This is a genomic window from Streptomyces sp. NPDC031497 (genome assembly GCF_055580905.1).
This window is the reverse complement of record NZ_JBVIKO010000004.1, coordinates 398447-414517: the sequence shown is the minus strand read 5'-3', so window position 1 is coordinate 414517 and position 16071 is coordinate 398447. Positions and strand designations below refer to the sequence as shown.

General features: G+C 70.2%; 13 protein-coding genes, 2 pseudogenes and 1 riboswitch. Of the genes and pseudogenes, 7 read left to right on the top strand and 8 right to left on the bottom strand.

Annotated elements, in window-relative coordinates; translation table 11 throughout:
* Nucleotides 1-25 precede the first annotated feature (25 nt).
* The gene (locus ACZ5K7_RS10515; RefSeq protein WP_351711330.1) at nucleotides 26-970 is read right to left on the bottom strand and encodes a glucosyl-3-phosphoglycerate synthase; all 945 of its coding nucleotides are present in this window, start codon (nucleotides 968-970) and stop codon (nucleotides 26-28) included.
* Between the two features lie 157 nt (nucleotides 971-1127).
* Nucleotides 1128-1290: riboswitch (SAM riboswitch) on the top strand.
* A gap of 18 nt (nucleotides 1291-1308) precedes the next feature.
* On the opposite strand from ACZ5K7_RS10515, the gene thrC reads away from it, so the two are divergent.
* The 6 genes from thrC (at nucleotide 1309) to ACZ5K7_RS10485 (ending at nucleotide 8860) form a co-directional block, all read left to right on the top strand.
* Nucleotides 1309-2595: a threonine synthase gene (thrC, locus tag ACZ5K7_RS10510; protein ID WP_351711332.1), complete on the top strand. Its 1287-nt coding sequence runs from the start codon at nucleotides 1309-1311 to the stop codon at nucleotides 2593-2595.
* Nucleotides 2596-2641: 46 nt separating this feature from the next.
* Entirely contained in the window at nucleotides 2642-2917 is a 276-nt protein-coding gene (locus ACZ5K7_RS10505; RefSeq protein ID WP_351711334.1) for a MoaD/ThiS family protein, read from the top strand.
* Between the two features lie 460 nt (nucleotides 2918-3377).
* Nucleotides 3378-3584, top strand: coding sequence for a cold-shock protein (locus tag ACZ5K7_RS10500; protein WP_019057200.1), 207 nt, complete (start codon nucleotides 3378-3380; stop codon nucleotides 3582-3584).
* A 358-nt stretch (nucleotides 3585-3942) separates the two neighbouring features.
* Nucleotides 3943-5565 (top strand): chaperonin GroEL, encoded by a 1623-nt coding sequence (groL, locus tag ACZ5K7_RS10495; RefSeq protein WP_351711336.1) that lies wholly within the window; start codon nucleotides 3943-3945, stop codon nucleotides 5563-5565.
* 234 nt (nucleotides 5566-5799) lie between these two features.
* Complete coding sequence (locus ACZ5K7_RS10490; protein WP_450972019.1) at nucleotides 5800-6927, top strand: NADH:flavin oxidoreductase; 1128 nt, start codon at nucleotides 5800-5802, stop codon at nucleotides 6925-6927.
* A gap of 379 nt (nucleotides 6928-7306) precedes the next feature.
* A complete protein-coding gene (locus tag ACZ5K7_RS10485) occupies nucleotides 7307-8860 on the top strand; it encodes a carboxylesterase/lipase family protein (protein WP_468912405.1) in 1554 nt (517 codons plus the stop codon).
* A gap of 28 nt (nucleotides 8861-8888) precedes the next feature.
* On the opposite strand, the gene ACZ5K7_RS10480 is transcribed toward ACZ5K7_RS10485, so the two are convergent.
* The 5 genes and pseudogenes from ACZ5K7_RS10480 to ACZ5K7_RS10460 form a co-directional block, all read right to left on the bottom strand.
* Nucleotides 8889-9467, bottom strand: coding sequence for a hypothetical protein (locus ACZ5K7_RS10480; protein WP_468912403.1), 579 nt, complete (start codon nucleotides 9465-9467; stop codon nucleotides 8889-8891).
* A gap of 43 nt (nucleotides 9468-9510) precedes the next feature.
* Entirely contained in the window at nucleotides 9511-10374 is an 864-nt protein-coding gene (locus tag ACZ5K7_RS10475) for a helix-turn-helix domain-containing protein (protein WP_351711346.1), read from the bottom strand.
* Between the two features lie 90 nt (nucleotides 10375-10464).
* Nucleotides 10465-11391 (bottom strand): alpha/beta hydrolase, encoded by a 927-nt coding sequence (locus ACZ5K7_RS10470; RefSeq protein WP_468912401.1) that lies wholly within the window; start codon nucleotides 11389-11391, stop codon nucleotides 10465-10467.
* 52 nt (nucleotides 11392-11443) lie between these two features.
* On the bottom strand, nucleotides 11444-11905 hold the full coding sequence (locus ACZ5K7_RS10465) for a cupin domain-containing protein (protein ID WP_468912609.1): 462 nt from the start codon (nucleotides 11903-11905) through the stop codon (nucleotides 11444-11446).
* A 347-nt stretch (nucleotides 11906-12252) separates the two neighbouring features.
* A pseudogene (locus tag ACZ5K7_RS10460) lies at nucleotides 12253-12414 on the bottom strand (helix-turn-helix domain-containing protein); the annotation flags it as partial.
* Between ACZ5K7_RS10460 and ACZ5K7_RS10455 the strand changes: the two are divergent.
* Nucleotides 12393-12884, top strand: a complete 492-nt coding sequence (locus ACZ5K7_RS10455; RefSeq protein WP_468912619.1) for a saccharopine dehydrogenase family protein — start codon at nucleotides 12393-12395, stop codon at nucleotides 12882-12884. The pseudogene ACZ5K7_RS10460 and the gene ACZ5K7_RS10455 overlap by 22 nt on opposite strands.
* A 22-nt stretch (nucleotides 12885-12906) precedes the next feature.
* Here ACZ5K7_RS10455 and ACZ5K7_RS10450 read toward each other — a convergent pair.
* Nucleotides 12907-13141, bottom strand: a pseudogene (locus ACZ5K7_RS10450) (IS630 family transposase); the annotation flags it as partial.
* Nucleotides 13142-13178: 37 nt separating this feature from the next.
* Nucleotides 13179-16070 carry a trypsin-like peptidase domain-containing protein gene (locus ACZ5K7_RS10445; protein WP_468912400.1) on the bottom strand — a complete coding sequence of 964 codons (2892 nt, stop codon included), beginning with the start codon at nucleotides 16068-16070 and terminating at the stop codon, nucleotides 13179-13181.
* Between the last annotated feature and the right edge of the window lies 1 nt (nucleotide 16071).

Here is a 16071-nt window from a genome sequence, read left to right as displayed (position 1 = left end):
CGCCGTATACGGCCGTACGTAGAAGTCACGCCACCCGGCGCTCGGCGTACTCGGCGATCTCCGCCATCGGCGGTCGTTCCTCGGTGTCCACGGAGTAGGTGCGCGGCTCGAAGCCGTCCTCGCCCCGTTCGAACTGGGTCAGGGCGGGCCGGATCAGATGCCCGCGGGCCAGCCGCAGCTGGGCGGTGCGGTAGATCGCGGCGGACATCCGGCCGAGGGCCTGGCCGTCCTGGTGGCGGTGTTTGCGGACCCCCACGTCGACCTGCGCCAACGCGTTGAGCCCCACCAGGTGCAGGGCGTCGACCAGCATGCCCAGCTCCACGCCGTAGCCGACCGGGAAGGGGAGCTGTTCGAGGAGCGAGCGGCGGGCCGCGTACTCGCCGCCGAGCGGCTGGACGAACCCGGCCAGCTGCGGCCAGTGCATGTTCAGCAGCGGGCGGGCCATCAGTTCGGTGACCCGGCCGCCCTGTCCGGCCGAGCCGGCGAGCGGGCGGTCGTACATCGCCTTGACCAGGTCCACGTCCGGGTCGGTCAGCAGCGGGCCGACGATCCCGGTGACGAAGTCGGAGGAGAAGTCACGCAGGTCGGCGTCGATGAAGCAGACGATGTCGCCGGTGGTGACCAGGAGGGAGCGCCAGAGGACCTCGCCCTTGCCGGGGACGGCGGGGATGCGCGGCAGGATCGTGTCGCGGTGGACGACCCGGGCGCCGGCCGCCGCGGCCACCGCCGCCGTACGGTCGGTGGAACCGGAGTCGACGACCACGATCTCGTCGACGAGCGGCACCTGCCGCATGAGGTCGTGACGGATGATCGCGACTATGTCGCCGACCGTCTCCTCCTCGTTGAGCGCGGGCAGCACGACGGAGACGGACTGACCGGTGCGCTGCTTGGCGGCGAGTATCCGGTGCAGCGGGCGGTCGTTCATGGACCAGGAGCGGGTGGCCAGCCAGCGCTCGACTTCTTCCAGCACAGTCAGCGGCTCCTCACTGTCACGGTCACACTGCGAGGTGTGATCCATCTCGCGGTTCGGACGACTATCTCAACTGTCCTGGCCTTCGGTTACAGTCTTGAACAACGCCGATGACCATCGCATGTCCTGAGGTCACCGAGCGTTGACAACTGCATACCGCTCATCCAGAGGGGCAGAGGGATACGGCCCGATGAAGCCCCGGCAACCCTCCAGTCGGTTACTCGTGGATCGCTGATCAATGTCGATCACTCGCGAGGCTCCCGACTAGGGAAGGTGCCAAATCCGTCTCACGGCGAGATGCGTCGTGAGGAAGATGAGGAGAAAGGGCCTCGCCTCACATGGCTGTGCAGACTGCTGCGACCACCACCGACTCCACGACCGTCGACCTTGGTCCCGCCACCGCCCTGAGCTGCCGCGAGTGCGGCCACCGCGTGCCGCTCGGCCCGGTGTTCGCCTGCGAGGAGTGTTTCGGCCCGCTCGAAATCGCGTACGACTTCTCGGCCTACGACACCGAGGAGCTGCGGAAGCGGATCGAAGCGGGTCCCGCGAACATCTGGCGCTACGCGCCGCTGCTGCCCGTCCCCGCGGACGTGGCGACCAAGCCGAACATCAACCCGGGCTGGACCAAGCTCGTCCAGGCCGACAACCTGGCGAAGGAGCTGGGCGTCACCGGCGGCCTGTACGTCAAGGACGACTCCGGCAACCCGACGCACTCCTTCAAGGACCGGGTCGTCGCCCAGGCCGTCGAGGCCGCGCGCGCCTTCGGCTACACCACGCTCTCCTGCTCCTCCACCGGCAACCTGGCCGGCGCGGTCGGTGCCGCCGCCGCCCGGGCCGGCTTCCGCTCCTGCGTGTTCATCCCGCACGACCTGGAGCAGGGCAAGATCGTCATGGCCGCGATCTACGGCGGCGAGCTCGTCGGCATCGAGGGCAACTACGACGACGTGAACCGTTTCTGCTCCGAGCTGATCGGTGACTCGGCCGGTGAGGGCTGGGGCTTCGTCAACGTCAACCTGCGGCCGTACTACGCGGAGGGCTCCAAGACCCTGGCGTACGAGATCTGCGAGCAGCTCGGCTGGCGGATCCCCGACCAGCTGGTCGTCCCGATCGCCTCCGGCTCGCAGCTCACGAAGATCGACAAGGGGCTGCAGGAGCTGATCAAGCTCGGGCTCGTCGAGGACAGGCCGTACAAGATCTTCGGCGCGCAGGCCGAGGGGTGCTCGCCGGTGTCGGTGGCCTACAAGGCGGGCCACGACGTGGTGCGGCCGCAGAAGCCGAACACCATCGCCAAGTCCCTCGCCATCGGCAACCCGGCCGACGGGCCGTACGTCCTGGACATCGCGCGCCGTACCGGCGGTGCGGTGGAGGACGTGACCGACGAGCAGGTCGTCGACGCGATCAAGCTGCTCGCGCGGACCGAGGGAATCTTCGCGGAGACCGCCGGCGGGGTGACGGTCGGAGTCACCAGGAAGCTCATCGAGAATGGGCTGATCGATCCGGCGAAGTCGGTCGTTGTACTCAACACGGGTGACGGACTGAAGACACTGGACGCCGTGGCGGGGACCGGGCTCACGGCGACTATTCGCCCGAATCTCGAGTCTTTCCGCGAGGCCGGGCTCGCCTGAGCCAGCCGTAAAAAACCAGGGCGTTGTCCCGATCGGAGGTTCACACGTGAGCGTCACCGTTCGCATCCCCACCATCCTGCGTACCTACACCGGTGGTCAGGCCGAAGTCAGTGCCGAAGGAGGCACCCTCGGCGAAGTCATCTCCGATCTGGAGAAGAAGCACACCGGGATCGCCGCCCGCGTTCTCGACGACGAGGGCAAGCTGCGCCGGTTTGTGAATGTGTACGTCAATGATGACGATGTGCGGTTCGAGCAGGGCCTGGAGACGGCCACCCCGGACGGTGCCGGCGTCTCCATCATCCCGGCCGTCGCCGGCGGTTGACCTGCTGACAGGCTGATCGAATGACCGAACATTACCTTCGGTAACGCCGATCACCGACTGTTCACCCGATTGCCCCCTCCGCGAGAGAAGCGGAGGGGGCAATTCTGTGTGGTTGAGCGCGGTACAGTTGGGGAACGCGGTTCCGATCTCCAGGTCGGGAGCCCCGTATTCGATACCGCTGACCCGATAAGAAGTAGCCAAAGTGCGCGGGTTATATGCGGCTTTTGTGGCTTTTATGGGGCCCGACTTGCCCTGAATTCGGCCGAATTCTTGCTACATTCCGGACCCTTCCCGTCCAGAATTCTCGTCCGATTGACCTGTTGCAGACGGCAGTTGGACAGATACATTCAGCCGCGGTCGACGCGTTCCGGCGCACGCCCCCAAACCTGTGGGGGGTGAGGTCTGACCCGGATCCGCGAAGTGTGGATCTGTGCAAGGGCCAGTAATAGGGGAGTTAGGCATGGCTCAGGGCACCGTCAAGTGGTTCAACGCGGAGAAGGGGTACGGCTTCATCGCGGTCGACGGTGGTGCGGATGTTTTCGTCCACTACAGTGCGATTCAGATGGACGGCTACCGCACCCTGGAGGAAGGTCAGCGGGTCGATTTCGAGATCTCGCAGGGCCAGAAGGGGCCGCAGGCGGACATGGTCCGGCTCGCGACCAGCTGAAGCACGCGCCGACTGACAGCGTCGTTCTTCTTTCTTTGTCGGAGGGCTCGTATCCCATGGGGAGTCATGGGTTACGAGCCCTTTGGCATGCCCGGGGCGAGTGGGCCGGCGCACCCCGCGGGTGCGGCCCGGTGCGCCGCCCTGCGCGCGGCCCAGTCTCCCGGAGGCGCTTGCACTCGGCATGGGCGAGTGCTAATCATTGGCGTTAGCACTCTGAAGGTGAGAGTGACAAAAATGGACCGGGTCGGTGAGGCCCGCAGGCCGGGTGGGGCAAGGAACCCACGGGTCGGCGAGCCGTCCGTCGCGGGCGCGGGCGCGGTCCGAAGACTCACCCCCAGTCCTGGAGGGACCACTTCACATGGCCAAGATCATCGCGTTCGACGAGGAGGCGCGGCGCGGCCTTGAGCGCGGTATGAACCAGCTCGCCGACGCCGTCAAGGTCACCCTCGGCCCCAAGGGCCGCAACGTCGTCCTTGAGAAGAAGTGGGGCGCCCCCACGATCACCAACGATGGTGTGTCCATCGCCAAGGAGATCGAGCTGGAGGACCCGTACGAGAAGATCGGCGCCGAGCTGGTCAAGGAAGTCGCCAAGAAGACGGACGACGTCGCCGGTGACGGTACGACCACCGCGACCGTGCTCGCCCAGGCCCTGGTCAAGGAAGGCCTGCGCAACGTCGCCGCCGGCGCCAACCCGATGGCCCTGAAGCGCGGTATCGAGAAGGCCGTCGAGGCCGTCTCCGGTGCCCTGCTCGAGCAGGCGAAGGATGTCGAGACCAAGGAGCAGATCGCCTCCACGGCCTCCATCTCCGCCGCCGACACCCAGATCGGCGAGCTCATCGCCGAGGCGATGGACAAGGTCGGCAAGGAAGGCGTCATCACCGTCGAGGAGTCCCAGACCTTCGGTCTGGAGCTGGAGCTCACCGAGGGTATGCGCTTCGACAAGGGCTACATCTCGGCGTACTTCGCCACCGACATGGAGCGTATGGAGGCGTCCCTCGACGACCCGTACATCCTGATCGCCAACTCGAAGATCGGCTCCGTCAAGGACCTGCTCCCGCTCCTGGAGAAGGTCATGCAGTCGGGCAAGCCGCTGCTGATCATCGCCGAGGACGTCGAGGGCGAGGCCCTGTCGACCCTGGTCGTCAACAAGATCCGCGGCACCTTCAAGTCCGTCGCGGTCAAGGCCCCGGGCTTCGGCGACCGCCGCAAGGCGATGCTGAACGACATCGCCATCCTCACCGGTGGCGAGGTCATCTCCGAGGAGGTCGGTCTCAAGCTGGAGAACACGACCCTCGACCTGCTGGGCCGCGCCCGCAAGGTGGTCATCACCAAGGACGAGACCACCATCGTCGACGGCGCCGGCTCCACCGAGCAGGTCCAGGGCCGGGTCAACCAGATCCGCGCCGAGATCGAGCAGTCCGACTCGGACTACGACCGCGAGAAGCTCCAGGAGCGCCTGGCCAAGCTCGCCGGTGGCGTCGCCGTCATCAAGGCCGGTGCCGCGACCGAGGTCGAGCTCAAGGAGCGCAAGCACCGCATCGAGGACGCCGTTCGCAACGCGAAGGCGGCCGTCGAGGAGGGCATCGTCGCCGGTGGTGGCGTGGCCCTGCTCCAGGCCTCCCAGGTGTTCGAGAAGCTGGAGCTCGAAGGTGACGAGGCGACCGGCGCCAACGCCGTGAAGCTCGCCCTGGAGGCCCCGCTCAAGCAGATCGCCGTCAACGGTGGTCTCGAGGGTGGCGTCGTCGTCGAGAAGGTGCGCAACCTTCAGGTCGGCCACGGCCTGAACGCCGCGACCGGCGAGTACGTCGACATGATCGCCGAGGGCATCATCGACCCGGCGAAGGTGACGCGCTCTGCCCTGCAGAACGCCGCCTCCATCGCCGCGCTGTTCCTGACCACCGAGGCCGTCATCGCCGACAAGCCGGAGAAGGCCGCCGCGGCCGCTCCGGGCGGCATGCCGGGCGGTGACATGGACTTCTGATCGACCTCTGGCCGATCGCTCGTCCTGACCGAGGGCGGCACCCCCTGTTCGACAGGGGGTGCCGCCCTCGGGCGTTTCCGCCTCGATGGCGGCCGTGAATCCGTGTCCGGGGTCACACGGCTTTCGGGCGGGGGCGGGAATGGGTACGTACGGGCAGGCCGTTGTGCACGTATGTGCACTCAATGCGTGTGCACATACCGTCCGGTCTACGACTTACCATGAGGAGCCCCCCACGTGACCGTCTCCACGCCTCCCGCCTCCCGCGCGGCCGAGATCCTCTCCCGTCCGATCACCCTGAACGGGCTCACGGTTCCCAACCGGATCGTGATGGCGCCGATGACCCGGCAGTTCAGCCCGGGCGGCGTCCCCGGCGAGGACGTGGTCTCGTACTACGCCCGCCGGGCCGCCGCCGGTGTCGGTCTGATCGTCACCGAGGGCACGTACGTCGGTCACGACTCGGCCGGGCAGAGCAGCCGCATCCCGCGGTTCCACGGCGAGGAGCAGCTGGCGGGCTGGGCGAAGGTCGCCGAGGGGGTGCACGCGGCCGGCGGCACCATCGTCCCGCAGCTGTGGCACATCGGCATGGTGCGCAAGCAGGGCCAGCCCCCGTTCGCGGACGCCCCCGCCGTCGGCCCCTCCGGCATCCGCCTGGACGGCACCGAGGGCGAGGGCAAGGCGATGACCGGCCAGGACCTGGACGACGTCATCCGCGCGTTCGCCGAGGCCGCGGCCGACGCCGAGCGCATCGGCTTCGACGGCGTCGAGCTGCACGGGGCCCACGGCTACCTCCTCGACCAGTTCCTGTGGGCGGGCACCAACCGCCGTACCGACGCCTACGGCGGTGACCCGGTCGCCCGCACCAAGTACGCGGCCGAGCTCGTGGCCGCCGTACGCGCGGCGGTCTCCCCGGAGTTCCCGGTGATCTTCCGCTACTCGCAGTGGAAGTCGGACAACTACGACGCCCGTCTCGCCGAGACCCCGGAGGAGCTGGAGGCGATCCTCACCCCGCTGGCGGCGGCCGGTGTCGACGTCTTCCACGCCTCCACCCGGCGCTACTGGCTGCCCGAGTTCGAGGGCTCCGACCTGAACCTGGCCGGCTGGACCAAGAAGCTCACCGGGAAGCCGACCATCACCGTCGGCTCGGTCGGCCTCGACGGCGACTTCATCAAGGGCTTCGCGGGCGAGGGCTCCCCGGTCCGGGGCATCGAGGACCTCCTCGACAGCCTGGAGCGCGAGGAGTACGACATGGTCGCCGTCGGCCGCGCCATCCTCCAGGACCCGGAGTGGGCGGCGAAGGTGCTCGCCGGGCGCACGGAGGACCTGAAGTCGTACGACGCGACGGCGCTCAAGAGCCTGAGCTGAGAGCTTGAGCCGAGAGCCTGAGCTGAGAGCTTGAGCCGAAGGCTTGAGCTGAGAGCTTGAGCCGAAGGCCTGAGCCGAATCACCCCGTTCGCCCTCGGTCCGGCCGGCGACCAGCCGGCCGGACCGAGGGCGTCGGCGTCGCTGGTGGAGCTGGGAGGGTCGGCCGGTCCGCCGTGCCACACCTTCCATGCGCGCGATCCGTGGGCCCATGAGACCGTGGACGAGATCGACGAGGCGCAGGCCAGGGCGTTCTTCGCCCGGCATGGCTGATGGGTTCACCCATACGGGTGAGGGGTGTTCGGCACTCGTGCGAAGTGCCGGACGTTCCACGAGTGACCGGCCGTGATGACGGCAGCGCCCCCACCGAAAGCGAGCGAGCATGACGACAAGTCAGTCTCCGCAGCCGCCCCACGCCGCCGAGGGACCGATCGTACGCACCGCGGCGGGCGCCGTCCGAGGGTTGCGGGAGGACGGGCTGGCGGTCTTCCGGGGCATACCGTTCGCCGAGCCCCCGGTGGGGGAGGCGAGGTTCGCGGCGCCCCGCCCGGCACGCGCGTGGGACGGGACGCGCGACGCGTACGCGTTCGGGCCGCCGCCCCCGCAGGACCTGGGCGTCCAGGGACGCACGGGTGTCCTGGAGGCACCCGAGGGCGACGACTGGCTGACGGTGAACGTCTGGACACCCGACCCGGACCCGGCGGCCCGCCGCCCGGTGATGGTGTGGATCTACGGCGGCGCCTACAAGCTGGGCCACTCCGGCAGCCCCGGCTACGACGCCCAGCACATCGCACGTGACGGCGACGTGGTCGTGGTCTCCCTCAACTACCGCGTGGGAATGGAAGGTTTCGTCCAGATCGAGGGGGCGCCCGCCAACCGGGGCCTGCTGGACCAGGTGGCGGCGCTGGAGTGGGTGCGGGAGAACATCGCGGCCTTCGGCGGCGACCCCGACCAGGTCACGGTCTTCGGGGAGTCGGCGGGCGGCGGGTCGGTGGCCGCGCTGCTGGCGATGCCCAGGGCGCGGGGCCTGTTCCGGCGGGCGATCGCCCAGAGCGTGCCGGGCACGTTCTTCTCCACCGAACTGGCCGCGGACATCGCACAGGCCCTGGCGGCGGAGGCCGGCCTGCGCCCCACGCTGGCCGACCTGGCGACGACCGATCCGCGCCGGCTGACGGAGGTGGGCCAGTCGCTGGGCGTCAAGATGCCTCAGTACATGGGCCGTTGGGGGCAGATCGCGCCGACGGTGACACCGTTCTCCCCGGTGGTCGACGGTGAGGTGCTGCCCACCACCCCCTGGCAGGCGCTGGCCTCCGGTTCCGCCCGGGACGTGGACCTCCTCGTGGGCCACAACCGCGACGAGTACCGCCTCTTCCTGGTCATGGGCGGGATGTACGGCAAGATCACGGAGGAGCAGGCGACCGGCGCCCTGCGGCTGTTCGCACCGGGCGGCGAGGCGGGAGTGCAGGCCTACCGCGAGGCCTTCCCCGAGGCGTCGCCGGACGAGCTGTACGAACGGGTGCAGACCGACTGGCTCTTCGGCATCCCGTCACTACGCCTGGCGGAGGCGCACACCGCGGCCGGCGGCCGGGCCCACCTGTACGAACTGACCTGGGGCGCCCCGGGCAACGGCGGCCTGCTGGGCGCCTGCCACGGCCTGGACATCCCGCTGCTGTTCGGCACGTTCGAGGCGGACCTCGCCAACCTCCTCTTCGCGGGCACGGACGTCACCCCCGAGGCCAGGGCCCTGTCCACCCGCTTCCGCACGGCATGGACGGCGTTCGCGAGGACGGGAGAGCCGGGCTGGGCGGAGTTCGACGTCCAGGACCGCCTCACCCAGGTACTGGACACCACACCGACGGTGACGTCGTACCCGGAGGAGCGCAGCCGAAAGCTCTGGGAGGGCCACGAATTCACCCCCTCCCCGTTGCTCGGCTGACCCGGGCGGCCCGGGGGCAGAGGTCGGTTCAGAGGTTGCCGAGAGGCTCGATGTCCATGTGGACCGGGGTGCCCCAGACCCGGAGCACCTCGTAGTCGGTGAACTCGTGGACGAGCCGGTAGGCCATGGCCGGCCGGGACCCGCGGCGCTGGGCGTTGAGGTAGAGCTCGGCCTCGCGCCGGTCGCGGCGGGGGGTGCCGCACAGCTCCCACTCCCGGCCGTTCCACGCCTCCGGCAGCCACCGCTGCTGGGCCTGCGGCCGGTCGGCCCGCACCCCGTACCGGGACATCGAGGGCCCCGCGGCCGCCTCGCCCTGCACCGGCCGGGGCCCGCCCGCGAACTCCGACCGCCGGGCGGCCCGCCGCCGCGTCTCGCACAGCAGACACAGATCCGGGGCGCTCTCGTCCACGGGCCCCTGCGGATGCTCGGCACACCGGGTGGTGGGCGCGGCGGCGCTGACGCTCTCCTCCAGCAGGTCGAGAGCGCGCCGCAGGTCGTCCTTGACCTCGTGCAGCTTGGCGTCGGGCGTACTGCCGGTCAGGGCCTCCCCGTGCTCGCCGAGCAGACGAAGGGCACGACCCAGGGCGGTGAGCTGGGAGTGGTTCATACGTTCCAGCGTGGCACACGGCGCTGACAACACACCGGGGAGCTCAGTCGGCGTACCGGTGCCCGGCCGTGCGCAGGGTGTCCAGTCTTTCGGGGGTGTCCGTTTCGGTGGCGGGGGCGTAGACGACGATGCGGAGGTCGGAGCCGGGGACCGTGAGGACGTCGAGGTCGAGGGTGAGGTCGCCGACCAGGGGGTGTTCGACGGTCTTGCGGTCGCCGGTGTGGAGGCCCGCGGTGCCGTTCGACCACAGCCGGGCGAAGCGGGGGCTGGTGTGCAGGAGCCGGTCGACGAGCAGGGAGAGGCGGGCGTCGTCGGGGTGGGCCACCGCCGTCACCCGCAGGTCGGCGACCAGGGACTCCTCCTCGGCCTCGTCGCCGGCCCAGGACCGTACCGGCCAGGCGGCAATGGCGTCGACCCGGTGGCCGCCGGGGGAGCGGAACATCCCGGCGACGAGATTGCCCTGGTCCCAGCCGTAGGCGCGGGGGTCCCCTATGACGGCGGTCCACATCCGGTTCCAGCTGAGCAGCGTCCAGTCGGCGGCGTAGACCGCGACCGGCGCGTCGCCCAGTTGCCGGACGAGCCGGTGGACCCTCGGCGGCACCTGCCGCGGTACCTCGCCGGTGGCGGGCGGGGTGAGCCTGGCGCACCGGAACAGGTGGTCGCGCTCCTCGGCGTCCAGGCGCAGCGCCCGGGACAGGGCGCCGACGACCTGGGCCGAGGGGTTTCGGGCGCGGCCCTGTTCGAGCCGCACCACGTAGTCGACGGACAGCCCGGACAGCCGGGCCAGTTCCTCGCGGCGCAGACCCGGGATGCGCCGGTCCGCACCGGATTGCAGCTCGCCCGTCAGGGGTGAACGGCGTTCCCGCCAGCCTCGCAGGGCGATGCCGAAGTTGTTCGTCGTTGCCATGCGGGCATCATCGTGCGCAGATGTTTGGATGATCTGCGCGTGATGGAACTCTTGTGCCACATCTGGGTAAAGGCCTGCCCGGGGCAGCGGTCAGGAGCTGAGCGCGGCCTCGGCGGAGGTCCGGGCGGCCGCCCAGTGAGCCCGGGTGAAGGCGGCGGCGGACTCCAGAGCCTCGTCGGCCTCGTCCAGCATGACGGCGAACGACTGGAAGACGTGCGGGACTTGGGGCCAGACCTGGAGGTCGACGCGGACGTCGTCGGCGGCGGCGCGAGCGGCCAGCCGCACGGCGTCGTCCAGCAGGATCTCGTGCGAGCCCACCTGGACGAGCAGCGGCGGCAGTCCCGTCAGGTCGGCGAAGACCGGGCTGGCCAGCGGTTCGGTGCCGGGCGTCGTACCGAGGTAGTCGCGGGCCCGGGTGCGCAGGGCCTGCGGGGTGAGCGCCGGGTCCAGGGCGGCCTTGGTGGTCGCGCCGGCGCCGGACACCGTGAGGTCGGCCCAGGGCGAGAACACCGCGGCCGACGACGGCTGGGGCAGTCCCGCCGCCTTGAGGGCGACCAGCGTGGCGACGGCCAGGCCGCCGCCGGCGGACTCGCCGACGAAGGCGGTCCGGGCGGCGGGGACGCCCTGGTCGAGCAGCGCGCGGTACGCGGCCACCGCGTCCTCGACGGCCGCGGGGAACGGGTTCTCGGGCGCCAGCCGGTAGTCGACGCAGACGGCACGGGCGCCGACCCGCCGGGACACGTCGGCGGCCAGGCCCACGGCGTCGGCGGCGGAGCCGATGGCGTAGGCGCCGCCGTGGAAGTACAGCACCACGTCGGACGGATCGCCGCCGGGCGTCTCGACCGTGACGACGGGGACACCGCCCAGCCGGCCGGGGGTGGTCGTGACATCGGGCGGCAGCGGTATCGAGGTCGTCATCCCGTGGAAGACCGCGCGCGCCTCCGCCACGTCGCCTCCGACGTCGAGCGGGGCGTGCCGGAGCATCTCGTCGAGGTCGCGGCGTTGCTGCCCGGACATGGCTGTGCCTTTCGTAGCGGGGCGGGTGTAAAGGTACCGACGGTGCCGGTGTTCAGCGCGGCGGGCCGACGATGATCTGGCCGTACTTGTCGGCGGCCTCGGCCATCAGGTCCTTGGATATCTCGAACCCCTCCGGCCGGGGGGTCGACATGTCGCGCCCCGCGTGCCGGAACATGCCCTCGATGCCGCCCGGAGTGCAGATCATCAGCAGGTCGGCGGTGTCGGAGGTGATCCGGTAGCCGTGCGGGACGTTCTTGGGCAGGTAGACGATCCCGCCCTCCGACAGCTCCAGCTCCTGGTCGTCCGACCACACCAGCGCGGTGCCCTTGATCAGCATGAAGATCTCGTCCTCGCGGGTGTGCATGTGGTACGGCGGCGCCTCCCCCCTGGCGACGCTGAACCGACCCACGGTCAGCTGTCCGTCGGTGGCCGCGCTGTCCAGGAGGACGGCGAACTGTCCGCCGTCGAGCCATTCGAGTTTCTGCTGCTGGTCGGGCTGGGCGAGGTACATCATGCTCACGGCGATGTCCGTTCGGTGTGGGTGACCGGTGTGGGGTGACCATCCCGCGCCGATGATCCTCTTCCGGAACCGGCCGCCGCCAGATGCGGGGGTGGGACCAGCAGTACCACCGGCGGGGCCGCCGGGCGGTCGGCCCGTTCACCTGGCCGCGGTTCCGGGCAACGCCGATCGCCCGGATTCGCGGCGTTGTCGCACGACGAGCCTTACCGGTACGGCCAGTTGTGGCTCGCCGCGCTGGAAGACGTGCGTGTCGGCGTCGCCGCCGCGTCCCCGCCTCCAACTGCCCGGTGCCGCCTTGGGCAACTCCCTGTTCCACGGCCGAGGTTGTTGGGACGTCGTATCTAGTGCTGTGACCGCGTGGGTTCGCCGGATCCGGTGTCGGCGTCCGTGGTTTCAAGATCTGCGGATGTCGTCTGGCGTCGGTAGGCGCCGGGGGTCAGGCCGTGTTCCCGCTTGAAGGCCGTGCTGAACGCGAACTCGGATGTGTATCCGATCCGGTTGGCCCGATATCGCCGCACGGCGTACGGCACTCACCTTTCCGGACGGCCCCGACCCGGTGCCGGTGGCGAAGTTCCCTCTTCCGGCGGTGGTCACGGTTCCCCGCCACGTCACGGCACGCCGGGTCGAGGGTGTGGTCCGTTCGGAACTGGCGGCCGCATTCTCCGGCATCACCCCCACGCTCATCGACAGCGTTCCCGAAGGACCGCCCGCGGACAGCCGCCGCACTGCGCGCTGGATCATCGTTGTCGAGGCGACAAGCGAGGACGGCCGGCACGCTCGCGGCGTCGTTCACGGCATCGACATGCAGGGAAGCACAGCGGTCATCGCGGTCGAAAGCGCGCGTCGGCTCGTTGCAGACGGTGCCAAGCCTGGGGTCCTTGCCCCGGCCCAGGCCTACTCACCTGCCGACTTCCTGGATTTCCTCGTCCAGCACGGCGTGCATTGGAGAGTCGATGTCCGCCATGTGCCGTGACCGCTAGGCTCGCCGAGCTACGTCAGGCTACGGCTTTGAGGGGGCGTCCGCCCCAGCGGATGCCTTCTCGCTGCGGATGCGGGGCCGTTCCCTGCGTTCGGCAGCCAGGACGTCGCGGTGGCGGGCATGGGCGTTGCGCCACCGCAGGTAAGCGGGCAGGGCCCGGGTCTGCACGGCGTGGTTCGAGTTGGTGATGTGAACTGCCGCAGCGGCCCGAAATGCGCCTCGACCGGGTTCGCCCAGACGAGGTGCAGTGGATCAACGGGGCGCGGCGGCTGCCCTGCTGAGGGCCGGTCAGTCCGGTTTCACGCTGCGTGTCCTGGAGAGCAGTTCGGCGGCCTGCCGACGGTGTCTGCGTCCGAGGGTGGTGTCGTCGAGGAGTTCGCCGAGGACTGTCCGCGCTCGCTGCGGGTCGATCCCCGAGAGTGACCGTGCGGCCTCCAGGCGCTGGGCGGCCTGCGCCGCGGGGTCCCGGGCGATCTTCTCGTGCAGTGCGGAGGCCGTGTCGTGGTCGGCGTCGTGCAGCAGCCATCCCACTGTGATGCGATGGCCGATGGGCAAGGTGGTGTCGTCGGCGAGGGCGTGCAGTAGTTCCGCCTGGCCGGACTGCCCGTCGAGCATCCGCAGCACGATTGCTGCCCGCATCCGTTCCGGAAGCAGCACGCTGGAGTCGCGGGCGAGTTCGTGCAGTCGTTGGAGGCCGGCTGCCATATCGAGTTCGGTCAGAGCCAGTGCCGCTCCCAGCCTGTTTGGCGGCTCTGCGCCGCCTGGCGTGTCCTCGGCGAGATCGCCGAGGAATCGGGTGGGTTCCGCCGGTGAAAGTCCGCCGAGCGTGATTGCCGCGACCGTGCGGGCGTAATTGTCCGCAGTGGGGTCCGCGGCGAGTTCCCGGAGGGCTTCGGTTTCGAGCGCCGTGTCGATGCTGCTCACCACTGCGATCAAGCGCAAGCGCTCGAATCCGTCCAGCGACCGGTCGCGGCTGAGCCCGCCGAGCATTTTCACGGAGTCCTTGATCACGCTTTCGGGCAGCCAGGTTCCCGAACGGGCCTGCTTGATCAGGAACTCGTGGCCCGCGAGACCCGCACGCCCCGAGGTGATCAGGGCCAGGAACTCGGTCCTGAGCGGGTGGTCGTCCGGCGTGATGTCCAGGAGGAAGCCGCCGAACGGGTCGTGGTCGGGCGGTGTCCAGCGCTTGCCGAGCCGCCGCCGTGGCCGGGTCGTACGCAGGAACATCTTCCGGAAGGCGACCTGAAGTCTCTTCTCGTCGCTGACGGCATGGCGGGCGGCGAAGTACTCCAGGAAGGTCTGGTGGGTGAAGACCAGGTCGTCCGAGCGCCGGATCAGCAGCCCGGTGCCGCACAGGACCGACTCCAGGAACTCCCGCCAGCGTCTTTCCGGCACCGCCGTCGGCCGTTCGGCGCACTCGTGATCCTGTACGGCGTCGAGGACGGCCCGGCCTTCGTGTTCGTCGGCGAAGAGCAGCCGGTGGGCGAGGTCGGCGAGGATCGGCCGGAGGTTCTGGAGGGTCCGTTCCGCCCCGGCCTCGGCGTCGGAGCCGTACTGCCGCAGGGCGGCCCGGGCCTGTTCCACGGCGCCGGCGACGTACTGGCGCTCGTGCAGCAGGTCCACGAAGCCGCGGTAGATCTCGCCGCGCCCCCGGGGGAGCGGCTCCGTCGGGACTTTGGCGTGGAGCTGGCAGAGCATGGACATCGTGAGCGGGACCCGGGCGAGGTCGATCAGGCCCATCGCGTGGAGCGTGCCGAGGAACCGCTGTGCGGTCTGCTCGGGTTGGGTGACATCAAGGGCGCGGAACCAGCCGGTCGCGACGCGTTCCAGCTCGTCGGTGCGGAAGGGTTCCAGCTCGTAGCAGGGGACCTGCGGATCGAGGATGCCCTGTTCGGCTTCGCGCACGGGGCGGGTGGCCACGACGAACGCGTACTGGTCGCCGGCGTGGGCCACGGTCCTGAGGACGTCCTCCCGGCCGGAGACGCTCGTGATCTCGTCGAGGCCGTCGACCAGCACCAGCCAGCCGTGGCCAGGGGCCGGAGGATCTTCGAAGAAGCTGTCGGGGAGGGGGGACGTGAGGCCGTACCGGTGGAGCTGGGCGTTGACCGTGCCGGCGAGGGCTCTGCTGAGGGGAGCGCCGACCAGGGCGGCGGCCGGCACCAGGACCGGCGCGGGGCCCCGGTCGGCGGTGCCGTCGAGCCACTGTGTGGCGCCGTGGGTGAGGCGGGTGCGCAGCAGGCTGGACTTGCCGCCGCCCGGTCCTCCGACGACCAGACAGACCCCGTCACCGGTCAGGACGTCGTCGGCCGGCTGTGGCGGCGAGGCGGGGAGCAGGCCGCTCGCCATGAGTCCGGCGTTCCCGGTTCTCTCCCCGGCGGGCGAGTTCCGGCTCACGATCTGCTGGCGCACGTAGATGTGGGACAGCGGCGGCATGGTGCCGGGCATGACCCCGGGGTACGGGTGCTCGGTGGCGGCGAGCCGGGCGGCACGCAGATAGCGTTCCAGATCCGTGCCGACCTGGCTCAGCCGGGGACGGCCGCCGCCGTGTCGCTCCAGTACGTCGGCGAAGCCGGGGTCGTCCACGAACGACCGGGCCGGACACGCGTGCAGCCGGCGGTTCCTGAACGCCTCGTCGTCGTGGATGACGACCCCGACGAGATGGTCCCGGCAGAAGACCGCGCTGCCGGAGGCGCCGGACCAGGCCCGGCCGCCACTCCTGGAATCCGCTTCCGGTGCGGGGCCCTGGTCGAGGACGTAGCGGTCCAGGTCGCCGGCGCCCCCGCCCAGCACGGGCAGCTCTCCCCGCAGGTGCTCGACGCCGTACTGCCCGTTGCTCGTCGTCGCGGCCGGGAAGCCGAGCGCCTCGTAGGGGAGGGGGCCGTTGCCGACCGGGCGGCCCCAGCGGACCGTGCCCGGTGCCTCGACGGACTCGTCGAGCAGGAGCAGGGCGACATCGCGACCGTCGGGGTGGGTCCAGCAGACCTGTGCCGCGCAGCGCCGTGTGTCGTCCTGGGGGTGCCCCACGCGTACGTCGACGCGTGGCCAGGCGGCTCCCGGGTGCTCCTCGACGACGTGGCGGGCGGTCAGTACCAGGCGCGGTGCGATCAGGTACCCGCTGCCGATGCGGCGGAACCCGGTGTCCGCTCCGCCCCTGACCAGGGTGAGACGTCGGCGGTCCACC